This window comes from Variovorax sp. 10L421 (assembly GCF_056395365.1).
In genome coordinates, this window is record NZ_JBFTJJ010000039.1 from 1 (window position 1) to 19,615 (window position 19,615).

Consider the following 19,615-nt stretch of genomic DNA (forward strand, 5'->3'; position numbering starts at 1 on the left):
ATCGAGGCGATCAGGCCCCAGAACAGCTCGGGGTTGCTGGTCATCACCTGCGGGCCGGGCTGGATGTTGTGGATCGTCATCGCACCCACCATCAGCGCCATCACCGCGTTGGGCGGAATGCCCAGCGTCAGCAGCGGGATGAAGGAGGTTTGCGCACCGGCGTTGTTGGCCGACTCGGGAGCCGCCACGCCGCGGATGTTGCCCTTGCCGAAGGGCACTTCGCCCGGCTTCAGCTTGGTCTTCTTCTCGATCGTGTAGGCCGCGAAGGCTGCCAGCAGCGCGCCGCCGCCGGGCAGGATGCCCAGTGCCGCGCCCAGCGCCGTGCCGCGAAGCACTGCGGGCAGCATGCGCTTGAAGTCTTCCTTGGTCGGGAACAGGCCCGAGACCTTGGCGGTGAACACTTCACGCTCGTCGTCGGGGCGCGAGAGGTTGGCAATGATTTCGCCATAGCCGAACACGCCCATGGCGATGGCCACGAAGCCGATGCCGTCGGTGAGTTCCGGGATGTCGAAGCTGTAGCGCGCCACGCCCGAGTTCACGTCGGTGCCGACCAGGCCGAGCAGCAGGCCCAGCACGATCATCGCGATCGCCTTGAGCAGCGAGCCCGAAGCCAGCACCACGGCGCCGATCAGGCCCAGGATCATCAGCGAGAAGTACTCGGCCGGGCCGAACTTGAAGGCCAGCTCGGTCAGCGGCGGTGCGAAGGCGGCCAGGATCAGCGTGCCCACGCAACCCGCGAAGAACGAACCCAGGCCGGCGGCGGCGAGCGCCGGCCCCGCACGGCCCTTGCGCGCCATCTGGTAGCCGTCGATCACGGTCACCACCGACGAGGATTCACCTGGCAGGTTGACCAGGATTGCAGTGGTGGAGCCGCCGTATTGCGCGCCGTAGTAGATGCCGGCCAGCATGATCAGCGCCGACACGGGCGGCAGCGCGTACGTGGCGGGCAGCAGCATCGCGATGGTCGCGACCGGGCCGATACCCGGGAGCACGCCGATCAGCGTGCCCAGGATGCAGCCGATCAGGCAGTACAGCAGGTTGGTGAAGGTAAAGGCAACGCCAAAACCCATCGAGAGGTGTTCAACCAATTCCATGATGTGAGCAGCTTTCTTCTCAGCCGGTGATGAAGGTCGGCCAGACCTGGATCTGGAGCTTCAGCGCCCAGATGAATGCGACATAGCTGCCAATGGCCAGCACGGTGGCCAGGATCAGCACGCTGGGCAGCTTGAACTCATGGCCCGCAAGGCTGGAGATGATCACCAGCGCGTAGATGGCGATGATCATGCCCATGGCGGGGACGCCGATGCTCGGCAGGCCGCCGAGCAGGATGCCGAACGCGAGGTTGGCGCCCAGGATGAACACCACCTGCTTCCAGGCCCACTTGCCGATCTTCTCGCCGTCGGTGGTTTCAACGGTGAGCCCGCTGAACATGATCCCGAGGCCGATGAGGGCCATCAGGATGCCGAGCATCAACGGGAAATAACCCGGACCCATGCGGGCTCCGCTGCCCACGGTGTAGGTGGTGGCGCCCCATGCGAACGCCACACCCACCACCGTGAACATCAGGCCCGAGAAAAAGTCTTTCTGACTCTTGATCTTCACGAACAGTCTCCTCGAACAAATTTCGATGCGGGATTGTCGAGTCAGCTTCCGGTCAGCCTGATGTGGATTCCACTAACAAAAGGCCTAGGGATAACCCGAAAGGACTCAGGGTCCTGGGGCGGAAGACTATTCCAGTGGCGGCGTGGCGCTCAGCACTTCCTCGATGGTGGTCACGCCCTCGGCCACGCGCAGCGCGCCGGCCAGCCGCAGCGGGCGCATGCCGTCGATCACGGCCTGGCGGCGCAGCCCGGCGAGGTTGGGCTCCTTGGTCACGTTGCCCTTGAACGCCTCGCTGATGCTCAGCAGTTCGTAGAGGCCCATGCGCCCCATGTAGCCGGTCATGCGGCAGTCGACGCAGCCCACCGGCTTGTAGGCGCGCACCGAGCCCGTGATCTGCCAGGGCTTGACGATGGCCTCCAGCTTCTCGCGGGTGACGGTGTCGTCCGGCTGCTTGCAGTTGGGGCACAGCGTGCGCACGAGGCGCTGGGCGAGCACACCCAGCATCACGGCGTTGATGAGGTAGGAGGGCACGCCCAGCTCCATCAGCCGCGTGATGGCGCTCGGCGCATCGTTGGTGTGCAGCGTGCTGAACACGAGGTGGCCGGTGAGCGCGGCCTGCACCGCCATCTCGGCGGTGGCGAGGTCGCGGATTTCGCCGACCATGATGATGTCCGGGTCCTGCCGCATCAGCGCGCGCAGGCCTTCGGTGAAGCCGAAGTCGAGCTGCGGCTGCACCTGCGTCTGGTTGAACGAGGGCTCGATCATTTCGATCGGGTCTTCCACCGTGCTCACGTTGACCTCTTCGGTCGCCACGCGCTTCAACGTGGAGTACAGCGTGGTGGTCTTGCCCGAGCCCGTGGGCCCGGTCACCAGGATGATGCCGTTGGGCCGCGTCACCAGCTGCTCCCAGCGCTGGGCGTCGTGCTGCGCGAAGCCCAGTGCGTCGAGGTCCTTCACGGCGGTGTCGGGGTCGAAGATCCGCATCACCATCTTCTCGCCGAAGGCCGTCGGCAGGGTCGACAGGCGCATTTCGATTTCGTCGCCGCGCATGTTGCGGGTCTTGATGCGGCCATCGAGCGGGCGGCGCTTTTCCACCACGTCCATGCGGCCCAGCAGCTTGATGCGCGCGACCATCGCGTTCATCACGCCCATCGGCATCTGGTAGGCGGGGTGCAGGATGCCGTCGATGCGAAAGCGGATCACGCCCTGCTCGCGGCGCGGCTCCAGGTGGATGTCGCTCGCGCGCTGGTCGAAGGCGTACTGCCACAGCCAGTCGACCACCTGCACCACGCTCTGGTCGTTGGCGTCGAGCTGCTTGTTGCTCTTGCCGAGCTCCACCAGCTGCTCGAAGCTCGCGCCGCCGGTGTTGCCGCCGGCCTTCTGCGCGGCGCGCACCGACTTCGCGAGCGCGAAGAACTCGGCCGTGTAGCGCTGGATGTCGGCCGGGTTGGCGACCACGCGGCGCACCGCGCGGCGCGACTGGCGCTCGACCTCGGCGATCCAGTCGGTGAGAAAGGGCTCGGCCGTGGCCACCACCACCTCGTTGGGCAGCACCTGCACCGGCAGCACCTTGTGGCGCTCGGCATACGCAGCGCTCATGGTGTCGGCCACCTTGCCCACGTCGACCTTGAGCGGATCGATGCGCAGGTACGTGAGCCCGGCGCGGCCCGCGAGCCATTGCGTGAGCATTTCTAGATCGAGCGGCTTGCCGTCGCCCTCGCGCGTCATGGCCACGTTGGCCAGCCGCACCAGCGGCGCCTGCCGGCTTTCGGCCTGGGCGCAGCGCGCGATGGTGCGCTTGGCCTCCATGGGCGAGATCACGCCGTCGGTAGCCAGCCATTCGATCAGGCGGCGCAGGTCGAGCGGGCCTTCGTGGCGGGCGGCCAGTGGGGCGGGAGCAGAAACAGCGGGAACAACGCTCATGAGCCGGCAGGTCGGGTAAGTGAAATATTCAGGGGCTTGAAGACCCGCAGCCATTTCGGCGCGGGCAGGCTCCAGCGAGTCTGGATCGTTTGGGCGCGCTCGGCAAGCGCCTCGCGCTTCGGTCGGCTCGGCGTGCGCTGCGCGAGCACCACCGTGTTGCCTTCGCGCGTCGGCCTGAACGCCCAGACGGCATCGGCACCGAAGGCACCGGCGATTTTTTCGAGGCTGCGCTCATAGCTCGACGAGCGGCCGAAGAGGTTGACCGTCATGCAGCCGTCCTCGGTGAGCAGCGCGCGGCAGTCGGCATAGAAGTCTTCGCTGTCGAGCACGGGCGCGGCGGCCTCGTGGTCGTACAGGTCGACCTGCAGCGCATCGACCGTGCCGTGCCATTCGGGCTTGCGGATCTCGGCGGCCGCATCGGCGATCACCACGCGCAGCTTCGGGTCGTCCGGCGGCAGCTTGAACCAGCCGCGGCAGGCCGACACCACCTGCGGATTGAGCTCGATCGCGGTGGTGCGCATGCGCAGGATCTTGCGGCTGAACTTGGTGAGCGTGGCCGCGCCCAGGCCGAGCTGCATCGCGTGGCGGCTGGCCACGGTCTTGCTGTCGGCGAACAGCAGCCAGGCCATCATGCGCTGCACGTATTCGAGCTCGATCTCGAAGGGCGCGTCCAGCTTCATCGAGCCCTGGACCCATTCGGTGCCCAGGTGCAGGTAGCGGACGTCGCCCCAGTCGGAGAAATTGACTTCGGGAAGAACGGCGGGAATTTTGCTGGATGCCATCAGACGAGTTGGTGGGCGGCGAAGACCTCGCGCCAGGCCGCGAGCTTGCGCTCGAAGCTCCACGACGCGTTGGCGGGACTGGTGGAAGGCAGCGGATAGACCGGCACGCCAAGGGTGCGCGTGTGCCGTGCGTGCTTGAAGCTCTCGCCGCCGTTGTGCGCGATGGCCGCGAGCTTTGGCAGGTGCAGCCCGGCGATGTCGTTCGCCACGGGCGCGCGGATGGCCGAATCGAGGCTGCCCTCGCGCTCGCAGGCGCCGTACACGTCCCACACGCCCAGGCCGCGGTCGAGCAGCCACCGGCAGCGCTGCGCGTAGCTGTCTATGCCCGACGGCAAAGGGACTTCGGGCCAGACGGCTTGCAAGATCTTCCAGAACTGGTTTTGGGGGTGTGCATAGTACTGCTGCCGCTCGAGCGACTTGACCCCGGGGAAGCTGCCGAGGATCAGCACCACGGTGGCCGGCGACACGATGGGCGCGAGTCCCGTGAGCAACGTGCTCGCGGCGGTAGCGGATGCGGCGGGTGGATTCATGGGCGGCAATCGTGCCACCGTCCCGCGCGCACTTGCACCGCCCATGAAAAAACCCGCCGAAGCGGGTTTTTTCGCGAAGGCCGAAGCAGGCTTACTTCTTGGCGGCTTCGTTCTCTGCCGTGCCGGGGATCTTCTCGCCGATGGCCTTGCCGGTGCTGCGCATGCCGTCGGCCGCCTTGTGGCCGGCGTTCTCGACGGCTTCGCCGGTCTTGGCGGCTGCCTTCTTGGTGGCGTTGGTGGCCTTCTTGGTCGTGCGCTTGGTGGCCTTCCAGGCCTTCTTGGTGCCGCTCTCGGTGGCCGCGACAGCCTTCTTGGTCGTGCGCTTGGTGGCGTCGACGGCTTCCTTGCCGGTCTCTTTCATCTTCTCGGTGGTGGTGGGCTCGGCCGGGGCCACAGCGGGGGCCGGTGCGGCTGCAGGCGCGGTGGTCTGGGCCACGGCCGACACGCCGATGGAGGCGAGTGCCAGTGCGAGGACGACGGGCATGGTGCGAACGAAAGACGTGCTCATGTAAAGCTCCTTGTTGGATGAAGTTTTGAGTGACTGACTTGCCACTGAACCAGCAACGAACTGGTGGCGCTCGAGGATGACAGCAAATCCGCGGCATCTGCCTTCATGCAGGCAGGACGGGGCATTGGCCTACGCGGGGCGCGGTGGACGCGCCGACATGGCCATGAGATTTTCCAGACGCGGCAGCGCTTCGAGCGCATTCCGGGTGGTGGCTGCGGCCAGCTCGTCGAGGCCGATGCCGCGCAGGCCGGCCACCACTTCGGCGATGCGCGGCAGCTCGGCCGGCTCGTTGCGGCCCTGCGGCTCGCCGGCATCGCGCTGGGCCTGCGTGCGGTACAGCCAGTGCGGCTGGATGTCGGGCGCATCGGTTTCCATCACGATCGATCCAAGCGGCAAAGTGGCGGCCAGCCGCCGCAGCTGCAGCGCGCGTTCGAAGGTCACCGCGCCGCCGAAGCCGAGCTTCAACCCGAGCTCGATGCACGCTTGCGCCTGCTGCTCGCTGCCGTTGAAGGCATGCGCAATGCCCTGCCACGGCTTGCCGGCTGCCGTCTGCCGCAGGTGCTTGAGCACCTTGTCGACCGAGCGCCGCACATGGATCAGCACGGGTAACCCGTGCCTGCGTGCCAGTTGCAACTGAGTGTGAAAAAACCGCTCCTGCTTCTCGCCGTCGAGCCCCTCGACGAAGTAGTCGAGCCCGACCTCGCCGACCGCCACCAGCCGCGGGTCGCCGCGCTGCGCGGCCAGCTCGGCATCGAGGGTTTCGAGGTCTTCATCCTTCGCCTCGCCGGTGCACAGCGGGTGAATGCCCAGCGCGTAGGCATCGCCCTGCGCATGGGCCAGTTCACGCACAGCTGCGAAGTTGAAGGCGGCCACCGCCGGGATCACGCACATCGCCACGCCCCGCGCGGAGGCGCGGGCGCGCAGGACGGGCATCTCGGCACCGAATTCAGGCGCATCCAGGTGGCAGTGGGTATCGACGAAGGTAGCCATCGCGCGATGATGCCCGATGGGATGCGCAGGCGTGGAAAGCGTGCTACTGTGAACTCCTTCACGCGATTTTTTGCCGGAGGTGCTCCGATGCGCAGGCCAGGTGTCTACAGCCATTCGCCCCGCACGCTGCCACCGGCCGCAGACGAGGCGGCCGAACGGGCAGGGGCGCCAGCCTCGCCCGAAGCGGTCGGCGCGGGCCCTGCGCTGCAAGCCGCCCCCGCAAAGAAGACCGGCTGGCAACCCGGCCGCCGCAGCTTCGCGATGCTGGTCGTGCTGTCGGCCGCGCTGGTCACCGGCGCTGCGCTGTGGGTTCCGCGCCCGGGCGCCAAGGCCCTCACGCAGAAAGACATCGACGCGGCCGTGCTGCGCACGCTGCAGACCACCACCCTGCCCTCGCCCGCCGCCAAGGCCGCGGACATCATCCGGCCCTCGGTGGTGCGGGTCGTGAGCTACGGTGAAGAAAAGAACACGCCCGAAGCCAAGATCCAGAAGCGCGGACGCAACCTCGCCAAGGGCAAGCCGCCCGAAGCCCCCAGCGATGGCGGCACGCCCGGCGAGGTCGAGCGCGGTGTGGGCACGGGCGTGGTGATCGTCGACAAGGGCGTGATCCTGACCAACCTGCACGTGGTCGCGGGCGCCGACAAGATCAAGGTCACCTTCTTCGACGGCCTGGAGGCTGTGGCCACCATCACCGGCGTGCAGCCCGAGAACGACCTTGCCGTGCTGCAGGCGCAGAAGATTCCCGACGACCTGATCCCCGCCACCATGCGCTCGACCGCCGACCTGCGGCCCGGCGACCAGGTGGCGGCCGTGGGCTTTCCGTTCGGCATCGGGCCTTCCGTGTCGGCCGGCGTGGTGTCGGGCCTGAAGCGCTCGTTCCGCTCGCCCGAGGGCAAGCAGGAGCTGGGCAACCTGATCCAGTTCGACGCGGCCGCCAACCCCGGCAATTCGGGCGGGCCGCTGATCAACATGGACGGCGAGGTGCTCGGCATCGTCACCGCCATCCTCAACCCGACACAGCAGCGCACCTTCATCGGCATCGGCTTCGCGGTGCCCATCGAGAACGCCGCGTCCGCCGCGGGTTCGCCGCCGTTCTGACGATTCTTTTTCGAAAGTCCTTCGCATGAGCACAGAGACCGTCAATCCCACGCCCGCCGGCACCGCCGAACTGATGGAGCAGATCCTCTACGAGGTGAAGCGCGTGGTCGTGGGCCAGGACCGCTTTCTCGAGCGCGTGATGGTCGCCATGCTCGCGGGCGGGCACCTGCTGGTCGAGGGCGTGCCGGGCCTGGCGAAGACGCTCACCGTCAAGACGCTGGCCGACACCGTGCGCGGCCAGTTCAAGCGCATCCAGTTCACGCCCGACCTCGTGCCCGCCGACCTCGTGGGCACGCGCATCTACAACCAGAAGACGGGCGAGTTCAGCACCTCGCTGGGCCCGGTGTTCGCCAACCTGCTGCTGGCCGACGAAATCAACCGCGCGCCGGCCAAGGTGCAGAGCGCGCTGCTCGAGGTGATGCAGGAACGGCAGGTGACCATCGCCGGCGAGACGCACAAGGTGCCGCGCCCCTTCCTCGTGATGGCCACGCAGAACCCCATCGAGACCGAGGGCACCTACCCGCTGCCCGAGGCGCAGGTCGACCGCTTCATGATGAAGGTGCTGGTCGACTACCCGAGCGACGAGGAAGAGTTCGTCATCGTCCAGCGCGTGATCGGCCCGCCTGTCAACGCCACGCCGGTCGCCACCACCGAGCAGCTCGCGGCGCTGCAGGCCGAGGCGCGGCGCGTGTATGTCGACCCCTCGCTGATCCAGTACGCAGTGAAGCTGGTGTCGGCCACGCGCACGCCCGAGAAGCATGGCCTGAAGGACCTGCGCCGCTTCATCACCTTCGGTGCCAGCCCGCGCGCCAGCATCAGCCTGACCGAGGGCGCGCGCGCCCTGGCGCTGCTGCGCGGCCGCAGCTATGCGCTGCCGGAAGACATGACGGCGCTGGTGCCCGACGTGCTGCGCCACCGCGTGACGCTTTCCTACGAAGGCCTGTCCGAGGGCCTGACGCCCGACGGCTTGGTCGAGAAGATCATGCGCGCAGTCCCCGCTCCTCCCAAGCCGCTCGAACATGAAAAGCTGGTGGCGTAAGGCCCCCGCGGCCGCGAACGACGAACGGCTCGCCGCAGAAGCCGGTGGGGCCGAGCGCGCGCTGCGCCGGCTCGAATGGACTGTCATTCGCCGCCTCGACGGCCTGCTGCAGGGCGACTACCGCACGCTGATGCGCGGCACCGGCCTCGACCTGGCCGACCTGCGCGAGTACCAGCACCACGACGACGTGCGCCACATCGACTGGAACGTCACGGCGCGGCTGCAGACGCCGCATGTGCGCGTGTTCACCGAAGACCGCGAGATGGCTGCGTGGTTCGTGCTCGACCTGAGCCGCTCGGTCGATTTCGGCTCGGGCCTGAAGGCCAAGCGCGAGGTCTCGGCGGGTTTCGTCGGCGTACTGGCGCGGCTGCTCACGCGGCACGGCAACCGGGTGGGCGCGCTGGTCTACGGCAGCGATCTCGAAGCGGTGATTCCGCCGCGCACCGGACGGCGCCACGTGCTGCACCTGCTGCACGCGATGGAGAAGCGCGCTGAAAAAGCCGAGGCCGCGCCCACGCAGAAAGGCATGACGCGCCTGGCCGACCTGCTCAAGTCGGCCGCCACGCTGATGCCGCGCCGCTCCACCGTGTTCGTGGTGTCCGACTTCCTGAGCGAGCCCGGCTGGGAGCGCCCGCTCGGCCAGCTGGTGCAGCGCCACGAGGTGATCGCAGTGCGCCTGTTCGACCCGCTCGAACTCGAACTGCCCGACCTCGGCCTGGTGCCGCTGCGCGACGCCGAGACCGGCGAGCAGCTGTGGGTCGACACCCACGATGCGGGCTTTCGCAAACGCTTCGCGCGCCTGGCGTCGGAACGTGAAACCGCACTGCGCGAGGCACTGGCCAGGGCCGGCGTCGACGCACTCGAACTCTCGACCAATGACGACCTGGTGGAAGCCATCGTTCGTTTCGCCGATCTGCGCAAGCGCCGCGCGCGCATCGGCCCGGCAGGCATGAAGGCGGTGGCAGCATGACTTTTCTCTGGCCTCAATTCCTCTGGCTGCTGGCGGCCCTGCCGCTGCTGATCCTGCTCTACCTCTGGCTGCTGCGCCGCAAGAAGAAGCTGGCGGTGCGCTATGCGAGCCTGTCGATCGTGCGCGAGGCCATAGGTGCCGGGCAGAGCATGCGGCGGCATCTGCCGCCCGCGCTTTTCCTGCTGGCCATGGCCGCGATGCTGGTGGCCGCGGCGCGTCCCATGGCCGTGGTGGTGCTGCCGTCGAACCAGCAGACGATCATCCTGGCGATGGACGTGTCGGGCAGCATGCGCGCGGCCGACGTGCAGCCCAACCGGCTCGTGGCGGCGCAGGAGGCGGCCAAGAGCTTCATCAAGGACCTGCCGCGCAGCGTGAAGGTGGGCATCGTCGCCTTCGCGGGCAGCGCGCAGGTGGCACAGCTGCCCACCACCAACCACGAGGACCTGGTGACCGCCATCGACAGCTTCCAGCTGCAGCGCGCCACCGCCACGGGCAATGCCATCGTGGTGTCGCTGGCCACGCTGTTCCCCGACGCGGGCATCGACGTCGAGCAGTTCAGCGCGCCGAGCCGCCAGCGCGGTGCAGCCATCGACCAGTCGGAGAAGAAGCTCAAGGACTTCACGCCCGTGGCGCCGGGCTCCTTCACCTCGGCCGCGATCATCATGCTGACCGACGGCCAGCGCACCACCGGCGTCGACCCGCTCGACGCGGCCAAGGCCGCGGCCGACCGCGGCGTGCGCATCTACACGGTGGGCGTGGGCACGGTCGACGGCGAGACCATCGGCTTCGAGGGCTGGTCGATGCGCGTGCGGCTCGACGAGGAGACGCTCAAGGCCATCGCCAACAAGACGAACGCCGAGTACTTCTACGCCGGCACGGCGAACGACCTGAAGAAGGTCTACGAGACGCTGAGCTCCAAGCTCACCGTGGAGAAGAAGGAAACCGAGATCTCGGCACTGTTCGCGCTGGGCGCCGCGGTGCTCACGCTGCTGTCTGCGGGGCTGTCGCTGCTCTGGTTCAACCGGATTCTCTAGGCCCGCGCGGCATGGCCGCCGGCGCATCGGGCGACTTGACCGCGCCGATACCTCCCAGGAACAGGTCGGCCACGATCGGCGCGATGGCCGCGTGGTCGAGCCGGCCATCGGGTTTCATCCAGGTGAACATCCAGTTGATCATGCCGAACAGCAGCATGGTCAGCGGCTTGGCGAGGTCGTCGCTCGGTGCGCCGGGGCGCAGCGCAGACACGGCGCGCGCAAAGCCCGCGACCACCTCGCGCTCCTTGTCGAGCACGCGCTCGCGGTCGGCCTCTTCGAGAAAGCGCACGTCGTCGGTCAGCACGCGGTGCGCGTCCTGCGCGCCGGCATATTCCTCGACGATGCGGTAGATGAAGCGGCGCAGGCGCTGCTCGTCCGTGTGCGTCGACGCCTCTTCCTCGGCCACCAGCGCCGCGAGCTTGGAGACGTGCGTCTCCGCGATGCTGATCAGCAGGCTGCTCTTGTCCTTGTAGTAGTGATAGAGCGTCGCCTTCGAGAGCCCGCAGGCCTCGGCCACCTGGTTCATCGAGGTGGCGGGATAGCCGCTGCGTGCGAACAGCTGGGCGGCCTGCGCGAGGATCAGTTCACGCTGGTCGTCGTAGGTGGCGGATCTTCCACGCGGCATCGGTTCTTGTTCCTGGGTTGGACTGTTGTGTTGAGGGCAACGGGCGATCTTGCACGAAGCGCGAACCGGATCAGCCCCGCTTCGTGGCGATGAGCGAGCGCACCTCGGTGGCCGGCAGGCGCGGGCGGTGCGGCTCCACCTGCGCGAGCGGCGCCACTTCATGCAGGCTCGCGAGGCTGCGCACCGTGAGCGCCTGGTAGGTCTGCGTGCCCTCGAGTTTCCAGGCGATCTCGTCTTCGCTCAATTCGCGCTTCACCTTCGCCGGAATGCCCGCGACCAGCGAGCGTGCCGGCACCTTCATGCCGGCCGGCACGAAGGCGCAGGCCGCGACGATGGCCTTCTCGCCGATCTCGGCCTCGTCCATCACCACCGCATTCATGCCCACCAGCGCGTCGCGCCGCACGATGCAGCTGTGCAGGATCGCGCCGTGGCCGATGTGGCCGTTGACCTCGATCACCGTGTCGTTGTCGGGAAAGCCGTGCACGCAGCAATGGTCCTGCACGTTCGAGCCCTCCTCCAGCACGATGCGGCCGAAGTCGCCGCGCAGGCTGGCGCAGGGACCCACGTAGCAGTTCGGGCCGACGATCACATCGCCGATCAGCACCGCCGTGGGGTGCACGTACGCGCTCGGGTCGACGACGGGAATCACGCCGTCGATGGAATAGCTGGGCATTGGGTCGGACTCCTTTTTCCGTGACTCAGGGTTTGCCCTGAACCACCCCCGCTTGTGCCGGGATGGAGGTCGATCCTAAAATCAACCGAACGGTCGGTCAATAGTGTTTGCACGCCGATCCACCCCCACAGAGGATGAAAGAGACACGCCATGCCCGAGCCTTTGGTACTCACCGGCAACGCCGGCACCGTTCGCACGTTGAGCCTCAACCGCCCTGCGGCGCTCAACAGCTTCACGACCGAACTGCATGCGGAGTTGATGGCGGCGCTGGAGGCCGCAGCGCAGGACGAGAGCGTGCGCTGCGTGGTGCTCACGGGCGCCGGCCGTGCCTTCTGTGCCGGCCAGGACCTTGCCGATCCCTCGGTCGCGCCCGACCCGACTCCGGGCGCCGCGCCCAAGGACCTGGGCCACGTCATCTCCACTTATTACGCCCCGCTCGTCGCGCGCCTGCGCTCGATGCCGGTGCCGGTGATCGCCGCGGTGAACGGCGTGGCGGCCGGTGCGGGTGCCAACCTCGCGCTGTGCTGCGACCTCGTGGTGGCGGGACGCTCGGCCAGCTTCATCCAGGCCTTCACCAAGATCGGCCTCGTGCCCGACACCGGCGGCACATGGCTGCTGCCGCGCCTCGTGGGTTCGGCGCGCGCGCTCGGCATCGCGATGCTGGGCGACAAGCTGCCGGCCGAAGAGGCTGCGCGCATCGGCCTGATCTGGCAGTGCGTGGACGACGCGGCGCTGGCCGAAACCGCGGCGGCCCTCGCATCGAAGCTGGCGGCCATGCCGACCCGCGCCCTCGTCGCCACGCGCCAGGCCATGGCCGATGCGCAAGGCATGGACCTGCGGACGGCGCTCGACGAAGAAGCCCGACTGCAGCGCGTCATGGGCAATGCCGACGACTACCGCGAAGGCGTCGAAGCCTTCCGCGCGAAGCGTGCGCCGATGTTCAAGGATCGCTGAGATGAAGCATTGCTTCTTGATCTTTCGCGTTGTGCGTGAGACGGGTGCTTCGGGGCGCGCTCACGCCGACGGGGTGGCCCGTGCACGCACCCCGAACCCGAACACGCAGCTTCGAGCCAGCTGAAAAAAGATGACCGAACCCACCCGCACTCCTCAACAAACAGCCGAGTACGTCCGCGACGGCATGCTCGCGAACGACAACGCCACGCAGGGCCTCGGCATGCGCATCGTCGAGGTCGGCCCCGGCCAAGCCACCATAGAGATGAAGGTGCGCCCCGACATGCTCAATGGCCACGCCACCTGCCACGGTGGCTTCATGGCCGTGCTGGCCGACTCGACCTTCGCCTTTGCCTGCAACTCGTACAACGAACTGACCGTGGCCTCGGGCTTCTCGATCGACTTCATCGCCCCGGCGCGCGAGGGCGACGTGCTCACCGCGCGCTGCCACGAAGTCTCGAAGGCCGGCCGCACCGGCGTGTACGACACCGAGATCACCAACCAGCGCGGCGAGCGCATCGCGATGTTCCGCGGCCGCTCCTACACCGCCAAGGGCCGCCCCGCCGTTGCCGCCTGAGGAGACAAGACACATGACAGTCAAACGCCCCACCCCCGGCGACCTCGAGCCGATCGAAACCGCGAGCCGCGACGAAATCACCGCGCTGCAGATCCAGCGCCTGCGCACCACGCTGCAGCGCGCCTACGACAACGTGCCTCACTACCGCAAGGCCTTCGACGCCAAGGGCGTGCACCCCGACGACCTGAAGTCGCTCGCCGACCTGTCGAAGTTCCCGTTCACGGTGAAGGGCGACCTGCGCGACAACTACCCCTTCGGCATGTTCGCCGTACCGCGCGAGAAGGTGGCGCGCATCCACGCCTCGTCGGGCACCACCGGCAAGCCGACCGTGGTCGGCTACACGCTGAAGGACATCGACACCTGGGCCGACCTCGTCGCCCGCTCCATCCGCGCCGCGGGCGGGCGGCCCGGCGACATGGTGCACGTGTCGTACGGCTACGGCCTGTTCACCGGCGGCCTGGGCGCGCACTACGGCGCCGAGCGCGCGGGCTGCACCGTCATCCCGATGTCGGGCGGCCAGACCGAGAAGCAGGTGCAGCTGATCCAGGACTTCAAGCCGGACATCATCATGGTCACGCCCAGCTACATGCAGGTGATCATCGAGCAGTTCGAGCGCCAGGGCCTCGACGCGAAAGACAGCTCGCTCAAGGTCGGCATCTTCGGCGCCGAGCCGTGGACCGAGGCCATGCGCCGCGACATCGAGGCCAAGGCAGGCATCGACGCCGTCGACATCTACGGCCTGAGCGAAGTGATGGGCCCCGGCGTAGCCAGCGAATGCGTCGAGAGCAAGGACGGCCCCGTCATCTGGGAAGACCACTTCTACCCCGAGATCATCGATCCCGACACCGGCGAGCTGAAGGCCGACGGCGAGGAAGGCGAACTGGTCTTCACCTCGCTGAGCAAGGAGGCCATGCCCATCGTGCGCTACCGCACGCGCGACCTCACGCGCCTGCTGCCGCCCACCTCGCGTTCGTTCCGCCGCATGGGCAAGATCGTCGGGCGCAGCGACGACATGATGATCATCCGCGGCGTCAACGTCTTCCCCACGCAGGTGGAAGAGATCGTGCTCGCGCACAAGGCGCTGTCGGGCCTCTACCAAGTGCACGTGAGCCGCGCCGACAAGCTCGACCAGGTCGAGGTGCACTGCGAACTCAACCAAGCCGACGCAGCATCGGCGGACCGCACCGCCATCGGCGAATGGGTGCAGCACCGCGTGAAGACGCTCATCGGCATCTCCACGCGCGTGGTGGTCCATGCGCCCAACGAGATGGAACGCACCCAGACCGGCAAGGCACGCCGCGTGATCGACACGCGCCCGCGCTGAAGCCATTCCACATCCATTCACCGAAAGGACACGCACATGTACACCCAGGCAATGGACACCATGGGCAAGGACGCAGGCGACGGCAAACAGAAGGCCGTGCGCTCCGCCGAGGAAATGCGGCTCGAGGAACGCTTCGACGCGCACATCGACGCCGGCGACTTCATCGAGGCGAAGGACTGGATGCCCGAGCACTACCGCAAGACGCTGGTGCGCCAGATCAGCCAGCACGCGCACTCGGAAATCGTCGGCATGCTGCCCGAAGGCAACTGGATCAGCCGCGCGCCCACGCTCAAGCGCAAGGCCATCTTGCTGGCCAAGGTGCAGGACGAAGGCGGCCACGGCCTCTACCTGTATGCCGCGGCCGAAACGCTGGGCACCTCGCGCGACCAGATGTTCGAGGCGCTGCACAGCGGCAAGGCAAAGTACAGCTCGATCTTCAACTACCCCACGCTGACCTGGGCCGACATGGGCACCATCGGCTGGCTGGTGGACGGCGCGGCCATCATGAACCAGGTGCCGATCTGCCGCTGCTCGTACGCGCCGTATGCGCGCGCCATGATCCGCATCTGCCGCGAGGAAAGCTTCCACCAGCGCCAGGGCTACGAAGCCCTGCTGACCATGATGACCCACGGCACCGAGGCGCAGAAGGCGATGGTGCAGGACGCGGTCAACCGCTGGTGGTGGCCGTCGATCATGATGTTCGGCCCGCCCGACGACCAGTCGCCCAACAGCGCGCAGTCGATGCGCTGGGGCATCAAGCGCTTCAGCAACGACGAGCTGCGCCAGAAGTTCGTCGACGCCACCGTGGAGCAGGCGCGCATCCTCGGCGTGACCCTGCCCGACCCCGACCTGAAGTGGAACGAAGAGCGCCAGGCGCACGACTTCGGCGCGATCGACTGGAGCGAGTTCTGGCGCGTGATCGGCGGCGACGGCCCCTGCAACCGCGAGCGCCTTCAGGCCCGTGTCGACGCCTGGGAAGAAGGCGCGTGGGTGCGTGAAGCCGCCATGGCCCACGCCAACAAGCAACCGATGAAGGAAGCAGCATGAGCACCGATACCAGCAAGCAAGAGTGGCCCCTGTGGGAAGTGTTCGTGCGCAGCAAGGCCGGGCTCGATCACAAGCACTGCGGCAGCCTGCACGCGGCCGATCCGAAGATGGCGATCCAGATGGCGCGCGACGTGTACACGCGCCGCCAGGAAGGCAGCAGCATCTGGGTGGTGCGCTCCGACCAGATCGTGGCGAGCGACCCGGGCGACAAGGACATGTTCTTCGACCCGGCGGAAGACAAGGTGTATCGCCACCCGACCTTCTACGCGCTGCCCAAGTCGGTCGACCACATGTGAGCAAGGCCAGGACCATGCAAGCATCGATCGAACTGAACCGCACGCCCGCCGTGCAATACCTGCTGCGCATCGGCGACACCTGCCTCGTGCTCGCGCAGCGCCTGGGCGAATGGTGCGGCCACGCGCCCGTGCTGGAGGAAGACATCGCGATGGCCAACATTGCGCTCGACCTCGTCGGCCAGGCGCGCGCGCTGCTGACACACGCAGGCCGCATCGAAGGCCGCGAGCACGACGAAGACCAACTCGCCTACCTGCGCGACGAGCGCGACTACTTCAACCTCACCATCGCCGAACTGCCGCGCGGCGACTTCGCCTTCGCCGTGGTGCGCAACACCATGGTGTCGACACTGCTCAAGCTGCTGTGGCAGCGCCTGGCCGCATCGAACGACCCCGAAGTGGCTGCCATCGCCGGCAAGGCCGTGAAGGAAGCGCGCTACCACCAGCAGCATTCGGGCGACTGGGTGGTGCGGCTGGGCGACGGCACCGACGAATCGCGCCGCCGCACTGAAAAGGCGCTCGAGCAGCTATGGCTCTACATGCCCGAGCTCTTCTTCAGCGACGCGGTCGATGCCGAAGCCGGCGCCAGCGGCCTCGGTCCGGCGTGGAGCGAACTGCGCGACCCCTGGCTCGCCGAAATGCAACAGGTGCTCGACGCCGCCGGCCTCGCCATGCCGAAGGAAGCCGCCTTCCGCAGCACCGGCAAGCACGGCGTGCACAGCGAGCACATGGGCTACATCCTCGCGGAGATGCAGCACCTGCAACGCAGCTTTCCCGGGGGGGTGTGGTGAACGCCCTCGCCTCGCGCGTCGACGCGGCATGGGCCGTGCTGCACACGGTGCCCGACCCCGAGGTGCCGGCCGTGTCGGTGTGCGACCTCGGCATCGTGCGCGACGTGATCGAGCATGACGACGGGTTGGAGATCGTGCTCACGCCGACCTACTCCGGCTGCCCCGCCACCGAGGCCATCGAGCACGACGTGCTGGCCGCCATCGAGCAGGCCGGCCTGGGCCGCGCGCGCGCAACCCTGCGCCGTGCACCCGCCTGGACCAGCGACTGGATCAGCGACGAGGGTCGCGCCAAGCTCAAGGCCTACGGCATCGCGCCGCCCGCGCACCTGAACGCCGAGCAGGCCGCCAGCACCGCCATGCCCATCAAGCTCTTCGGCCGCATCGCCGGCGAGCGCATCGCCTGCCCGCGCTGCGCGAGCGAGCGCACCGAGCGGCTTTCCGCATTCGGCTCCACCGCCTGCAAGGCCCTGTACCGCTGCATGGCGTGCAAGGAGCCTTTCGAACACTTCAAACCCTTCTGAGACTCCCCCGCGATGAGCACCCTCTTCCATCCCCTGCGCGTGAAGGCCATCGAGCCCGACACGGCCGAGGCCGTCGTCGTCTCGTTCGAAGTGCCCATCGACCTGCAGCAGGTCTTCGGCTTCACGCAGGGCCAGTACCTCACGCTGCGCCACGACATCGACGGCCAGGACCTGCGCCGCTCCTATTCGATCTGCGCCGGCCTCGACGATGGCGAGCTGCGCGTCGGCGTGCGCAAGGTGCGCGGCGGCGTGTTCTCCAACTGGATCAACGCCCATCTGCAGCCGGGCGACACCCTGCAGGTGATGGCGCCGCAGGGCCGCTTCTTCGTGCCCATCGAGCCGGCTTCGGCACGCCATCACGTCGGCATCGCGGGCGGCAGCGGCATCACGCCGATCCTGTCGATCATGAAGACGGTGCTGGCGCGCGAGCCGCGAAGCCGCTTCACGCTGATCTACGGCAACCGCCAGCTGCAGTCCACGATGTTCAAGGAAGAAATCGAGGACCTGAAGAACCGCTACATGACGCGGCTTGTGCTGCAGCACGTGTTCTCCGACGAGCACACCGATTCGCCGCTGGGCTTCGGCGTGATGAACCGCGAGAAGATCGGCGAGTTCCTGGCGTCGGTGGTGCCTGCGAAGACGATCGACCATGTCTATGTCTGCGGCCCGTTCCAGATGAACGACGAAGCCGAGGCCGCGCTGCTGGCCGCCGGCGTGCCCGAGGAACGCATCCACATCGAACGCTTCGGCGTGGCGCTGCCTTCGGCCACGCAGGTCGGCGCGGTGGTGCACGAGGCGCAGCCCGGCGACGCCAGGCAGGCGCGCATCGTCATCGTGCGCGACGGGCTGCAGCGCGAGATTACCTACACCGAAGGCCAGCCCAGCATCCTCGATGCGGCTTCGGCCGCGGGGCTCGAAGTCCCGTTCTCGTGCACCTCCGGCGTGTGCGGCACCTGCCGCGCCAAATGCGTGGACGGGGAAGTCCGCATGGAAAGAAACTTTGCGCTCGACAAGAATGAAGTGGCAGCAGGTTTCGTGCTGACCTGCCAGGCACACCCCCTGACCGAACGCGTCACGCTCTCATTCGACGAGCGCTAGAACTTCAAATATTTTTCAACCGGAGACAAGACCAATGAAACTCTTCTTCAAGCCCCTGCTGATCGCCGCGCTGTGCGCCACCGCCGCCGCGGCGTGGGCCGACGTCAATGTCGGCGTGACGCTCTCGGCCACCGGCCCGGCCGCCTCGCTCGGCATTCCGGAGAAGAACACCATCGCGCTGATGCCCAAGACCATCGGCGGCCAGAAGATCAACTACATCGTGCTCGACGACGCTTCGGACACCACCGCGGCCGTGGCCAACACGCGCAAGCTCATCGCAGAGAACAAGGTCGACGTCGTGCTGGGCTCCACCACCACGCCCAACTCGCTGGCCATGATCGACGTGGTGAGCGAAGCCAAGGTGCCGATGATTTCCATCGCCGCTTCGGCCCGCATCATCGAACCGATGGACGCCAAGAAGAAGTGGGTGTTCAAGACGCCGCAGAACGACATCATGATGTCGCTCGCCATCGCCGAGCACATGGCCGCCAACGGCGTGAAGACCGTGGCCTTCATCGGCTTCTCCGACGCATACGGCGAAGGCTGGTCGGAAGAATTCGCCAAGGCCGCTGCGCTGAAGAAGATCACTATCGTGGCCAACGAGCGCTACTCCCGCACCGACACCTCGGTGACGGGCCAGGCGCTGAAGATCATGGCCAGCAAGGCCGACGCGGTGCTGGTCGCGGGCTCGGGCACACCGGCCGCGCTGCCGCAGAAGACGCTCAAGGAACGCGGCTACGCCGGCAAGATGTACCAGACGCACGGCGTGGCGAACGCCGACTTCCTGCGCGTGGGCGGCAAGGACGTGGAAGGCACCTTCCTGCCCGCCGGCCCCGTGCTGGTGGCCGAGCAGCTGCCCGCCAGCAACCCGGTGAAGAAATCTGCACTGGCTTACGTCGGCGCCTACGAAGCCGCCTACGGCAAGGGCACCGTGTCGACCTTCGGTGCACACGCCTGGGACGCCGGCCTGCTGATGACCTCGGCCGTGCCCGTCGCACTGAAGAAGGCGCAGCCCGGCACGCCGGAATTCCGCGCCGCGCTGCGCGATGCGCTGGAGCAGGTCAAGGAAGTGTCGGGCGCGCACGGCGTGTTCAGCATGACCGAGAAGGACCACCTGGGTCTCGACCAACGCGCCCGCGTGATGGTGAAGATCGAGAACGGCGCCTGGAAATACCAGCCCTGATGTCTTCGCTCCCTCCCCCAAAGGGGGATGGAGCAACACAAGGCAGCGCAACTGAC

General features: G+C 67.5%; 22 protein-coding genes. 13 read left to right on the forward strand and 9 right to left on the reverse strand.

Annotated features, from left to right (window positions below; translation table 11 throughout):
* From AC1DFC_RS28410 to AC1DFC_RS28440, 7 genes are all read right to left on the reverse strand, one after another.
* Positions 1–1,094: tripartite tricarboxylate transporter permease (locus AC1DFC_RS28410; protein WP_478180476.1), on the reverse strand; the 1,094-nt coding region annotated here is incomplete at its 3' end.
* Between the two features lie 19 nt (positions 1,095–1,113).
* Entirely contained in the window at positions 1,114–1,602 is a 489-nt protein-coding gene (locus tag AC1DFC_RS28415) for a tripartite tricarboxylate transporter TctB family protein (protein WP_007837406.1), read from the reverse strand.
* Positions 1,603–1,728: 126 nt separating this feature from the next.
* Complete coding sequence (gene tfpB, locus AC1DFC_RS28420) at positions 1,729–3,525, reverse strand: type IV pilus assembly ATPase TfpB (protein ID WP_413335169.1); 1,797 nt, start codon at positions 3,523–3,525, stop codon at positions 1,729–1,731.
* Positions 3,522–4,307: a class I SAM-dependent methyltransferase gene (locus tag AC1DFC_RS28425; RefSeq protein WP_007837409.1), complete on the reverse strand. Its 786-nt coding sequence runs from the start codon at positions 4,305–4,307 to the stop codon at positions 3,522–3,524. Before AC1DFC_RS28425 ends, tfpB begins: the two co-directional genes overlap by 4 nt.
* Complete coding sequence (locus tag AC1DFC_RS28430) at positions 4,307–4,837, reverse strand: DNA-deoxyinosine glycosylase (RefSeq protein ID WP_042674133.1); 531 nt, start codon at positions 4,835–4,837, stop codon at positions 4,307–4,309. Before AC1DFC_RS28430 ends, AC1DFC_RS28425 begins: the two co-directional genes overlap by 1 nt.
* 91 nt (positions 4,838–4,928) lie before the next feature.
* On the reverse strand, positions 4,929–5,345 hold the full coding sequence (locus AC1DFC_RS28435) for a hypothetical protein (RefSeq protein ID WP_007837412.1): 417 nt from the start codon (positions 5,343–5,345) through the stop codon (positions 4,929–4,931).
* Between the two features lie 129 nt (positions 5,346–5,474).
* Positions 5,475–6,335, reverse strand: a complete 861-nt coding sequence (locus tag AC1DFC_RS28440; RefSeq protein ID WP_007837414.1) for a TatD family hydrolase — start codon at positions 6,333–6,335, stop codon at positions 5,475–5,477.
* 87 nt (positions 6,336–6,422) lie between these two features.
* Between AC1DFC_RS28440 and AC1DFC_RS28445 the strand changes: the two genes are divergently transcribed.
* From AC1DFC_RS28445 to AC1DFC_RS28460, 4 genes are read left to right on the forward strand one after another with little or no spacing between them, the layout of a single operon-like run.
* Complete coding sequence (locus AC1DFC_RS28445; protein ID WP_007837415.1) at positions 6,423–7,433, forward strand: S1C family serine protease; 1,011 nt, start codon at positions 6,423–6,425, stop codon at positions 7,431–7,433.
* A gap of 25 nt (positions 7,434–7,458) precedes the next feature.
* The gene (locus tag AC1DFC_RS28450) at positions 7,459–8,472 is read left to right on the forward strand and encodes an AAA family ATPase (RefSeq protein WP_413315539.1); all 1,014 of its coding nucleotides are present in this window, start codon (positions 7,459–7,461) and stop codon (positions 8,470–8,472) included.
* A complete protein-coding gene (locus AC1DFC_RS28455) occupies positions 8,453–9,442 on the forward strand; it encodes a DUF58 domain-containing protein (protein WP_056586294.1) in 990 nt (329 codons plus the stop codon). Before AC1DFC_RS28450 ends, AC1DFC_RS28455 begins: the two co-directional genes overlap by 20 nt.
* Positions 9,439–10,476, forward strand: coding sequence for a VWA domain-containing protein (locus AC1DFC_RS28460; protein ID WP_413315537.1), 1,038 nt, complete (start codon positions 9,439–9,441; stop codon positions 10,474–10,476). Before AC1DFC_RS28455 ends, AC1DFC_RS28460 begins: the two co-directional genes overlap by 4 nt.
* Here the strand turns inward: AC1DFC_RS28460 and AC1DFC_RS28465 are convergent.
* Complete coding sequence (locus AC1DFC_RS28465; protein WP_007837421.1) at positions 10,460–11,101, reverse strand: TetR/AcrR family transcriptional regulator; 642 nt, start codon at positions 11,099–11,101, stop codon at positions 10,460–10,462. The two genes, AC1DFC_RS28460 and AC1DFC_RS28465, sit on opposite strands and share 17 nt — an antisense overlap.
* A gap of 70 nt (positions 11,102–11,171) precedes the next feature.
* Positions 11,172–11,774, reverse strand: a complete 603-nt coding sequence (locus AC1DFC_RS28470) for a phenylacetic acid degradation protein PaaY (protein ID WP_413315536.1) — start codon at positions 11,772–11,774, stop codon at positions 11,172–11,174.
* 150 nt (positions 11,775–11,924) lie between these two features.
* Here AC1DFC_RS28470 and AC1DFC_RS28475 point away from each other — a divergent pair, with 150 nt between their 5' ends.
* From AC1DFC_RS28475 to AC1DFC_RS28515, 9 genes are all read left to right on the forward strand, one after another.
* Positions 11,925–12,728: an enoyl-CoA hydratase-related protein gene (locus AC1DFC_RS28475; protein WP_007837425.1), complete on the forward strand. Its 804-nt coding sequence runs from the start codon at positions 11,925–11,927 to the stop codon at positions 12,726–12,728.
* 130 nt (positions 12,729–12,858) lie between these two features.
* Positions 12,859–13,302 carry a hydroxyphenylacetyl-CoA thioesterase PaaI gene (gene paaI / locus AC1DFC_RS28480; RefSeq protein ID WP_007837426.1) on the forward strand — a complete coding sequence of 148 codons (444 nt, stop codon included), beginning with the start codon at positions 12,859–12,861 and terminating at the stop codon, positions 13,300–13,302.
* Between the two features lie 13 nt (positions 13,303–13,315).
* Positions 13,316–14,626 (forward strand): phenylacetate--CoA ligase PaaK, encoded by a 1,311-nt coding sequence (paaK, locus tag AC1DFC_RS28485; protein ID WP_413335165.1) that lies wholly within the window; start codon positions 13,316–13,318, stop codon positions 14,624–14,626.
* Between the two features lie 36 nt (positions 14,627–14,662).
* Entirely contained in the window at positions 14,663–15,673 is a 1,011-nt protein-coding gene (gene paaA, locus AC1DFC_RS28490; RefSeq protein WP_413315531.1) for a 1,2-phenylacetyl-CoA epoxidase subunit PaaA, read from the forward strand.
* Positions 15,670–15,969: a 1,2-phenylacetyl-CoA epoxidase subunit PaaB gene (paaB, locus tag AC1DFC_RS28495; RefSeq protein ID WP_007837429.1), complete on the forward strand. Its 300-nt coding sequence runs from the start codon at positions 15,670–15,672 to the stop codon at positions 15,967–15,969. The genes paaA and paaB overlap by 4 nt, the downstream gene beginning before the upstream one ends.
* A gap of 14 nt (positions 15,970–15,983) precedes the next feature.
* Entirely contained in the window at positions 15,984–16,757 is a 774-nt protein-coding gene (gene paaC / locus AC1DFC_RS28500; RefSeq protein ID WP_413335163.1) for a 1,2-phenylacetyl-CoA epoxidase subunit PaaC, read from the forward strand.
* Positions 16,754–17,278: a 1,2-phenylacetyl-CoA epoxidase subunit PaaD gene (paaD, locus tag AC1DFC_RS28505; protein ID WP_007837434.1), complete on the forward strand. Its 525-nt coding sequence runs from the start codon at positions 16,754–16,756 to the stop codon at positions 17,276–17,278. The genes paaC and paaD overlap by 4 nt, the downstream gene beginning before the upstream one ends.
* Positions 17,279–17,290: 12 nt before the next feature.
* Positions 17,291–18,376 (forward strand): 1,2-phenylacetyl-CoA epoxidase subunit PaaE, encoded by a 1,086-nt coding sequence (gene paaE / locus AC1DFC_RS28510; RefSeq protein ID WP_007837435.1) that lies wholly within the window; start codon positions 17,291–17,293, stop codon positions 18,374–18,376.
* A 34-nt stretch (positions 18,377–18,410) separates the two neighbouring features.
* Positions 18,411–19,559, forward strand: coding sequence for an ABC transporter substrate-binding protein (locus tag AC1DFC_RS28515; RefSeq protein WP_007837437.1), 1,149 nt, complete (start codon positions 18,411–18,413; stop codon positions 19,557–19,559).
* Positions 19,560–19,615 lie beyond the last annotated feature (56 nt).

Coding starts and splice junctions, on each gene's coding strand:
- tfpB (WP_413335169.1), bottom strand. CDS start 3,525: ATGAGCGTTGTTCCCGCTGTTTCTGCTCCCGCCCCACTGGCCGCCCGC.
- AC1DFC_RS28425 (WP_007837409.1), bottom strand. CDS start 4,307: ATGGCATCCAGCAAAATTCCCGCCGTTCTTCCCGAAGTCAATTTCTCC.
- AC1DFC_RS28430 (WP_042674133.1), bottom strand. CDS start 4,837: ATGAATCCACCCGCCGCATCCGCTACCGCCGCGAGCACGTTGCTCACG.
- AC1DFC_RS28435 (WP_007837412.1), bottom strand. CDS start 5,345: ATGAGCACGTCTTTCGTTCGCACCATGCCCGTCGTCCTCGCACTGGCA.
- AC1DFC_RS28440 (WP_007837414.1), bottom strand. CDS start 6,335: ATGGCTACCTTCGTCGATACCCACTGCCACCTGGATGCGCCTGAATTC.
- AC1DFC_RS28445 (WP_007837415.1), top strand. CDS start 6,423: ATGCGCAGGCCAGGTGTCTACAGCCATTCGCCCCGCACGCTGCCACCG.
- AC1DFC_RS28450 (WP_413315539.1), top strand. CDS start 7,459: ATGAGCACAGAGACCGTCAATCCCACGCCCGCCGGCACCGCCGAACTG.
- AC1DFC_RS28455 (WP_056586294.1), top strand. CDS start 8,453: ATGAAAAGCTGGTGGCGTAAGGCCCCCGCGGCCGCGAACGACGAACGG.
- AC1DFC_RS28460 (WP_413315537.1), top strand. CDS start 9,439: ATGACTTTTCTCTGGCCTCAATTCCTCTGGCTGCTGGCGGCCCTGCCG.
- AC1DFC_RS28465 (WP_007837421.1), bottom strand. CDS start 11,101: ATGCCGCGTGGAAGATCCGCCACCTACGACGACCAGCGTGAACTGATC.
- AC1DFC_RS28470 (WP_413315536.1), bottom strand. CDS start 11,774: ATGCCCAGCTATTCCATCGACGGCGTGATTCCCGTCGTCGACCCGAGC.
- AC1DFC_RS28475 (WP_007837425.1), top strand. CDS start 11,925: ATGCCCGAGCCTTTGGTACTCACCGGCAACGCCGGCACCGTTCGCACG.
- paaI (WP_007837426.1), top strand. CDS start 12,859: ATGACCGAACCCACCCGCACTCCTCAACAAACAGCCGAGTACGTCCGC.
- paaK (WP_413335165.1), top strand. CDS start 13,316: ATGACAGTCAAACGCCCCACCCCCGGCGACCTCGAGCCGATCGAAACC.
- paaA (WP_413315531.1), top strand. CDS start 14,663: ATGTACACCCAGGCAATGGACACCATGGGCAAGGACGCAGGCGACGGC.
- paaB (WP_007837429.1), top strand. CDS start 15,670: ATGAGCACCGATACCAGCAAGCAAGAGTGGCCCCTGTGGGAAGTGTTC.
- paaC (WP_413335163.1), top strand. CDS start 15,984: ATGCAAGCATCGATCGAACTGAACCGCACGCCCGCCGTGCAATACCTG.
- paaE (WP_007837435.1), top strand. CDS start 17,291: ATGAGCACCCTCTTCCATCCCCTGCGCGTGAAGGCCATCGAGCCCGAC.
- AC1DFC_RS28515 (WP_007837437.1), top strand. CDS start 18,411: ATGAAACTCTTCTTCAAGCCCCTGCTGATCGCCGCGCTGTGCGCCACC.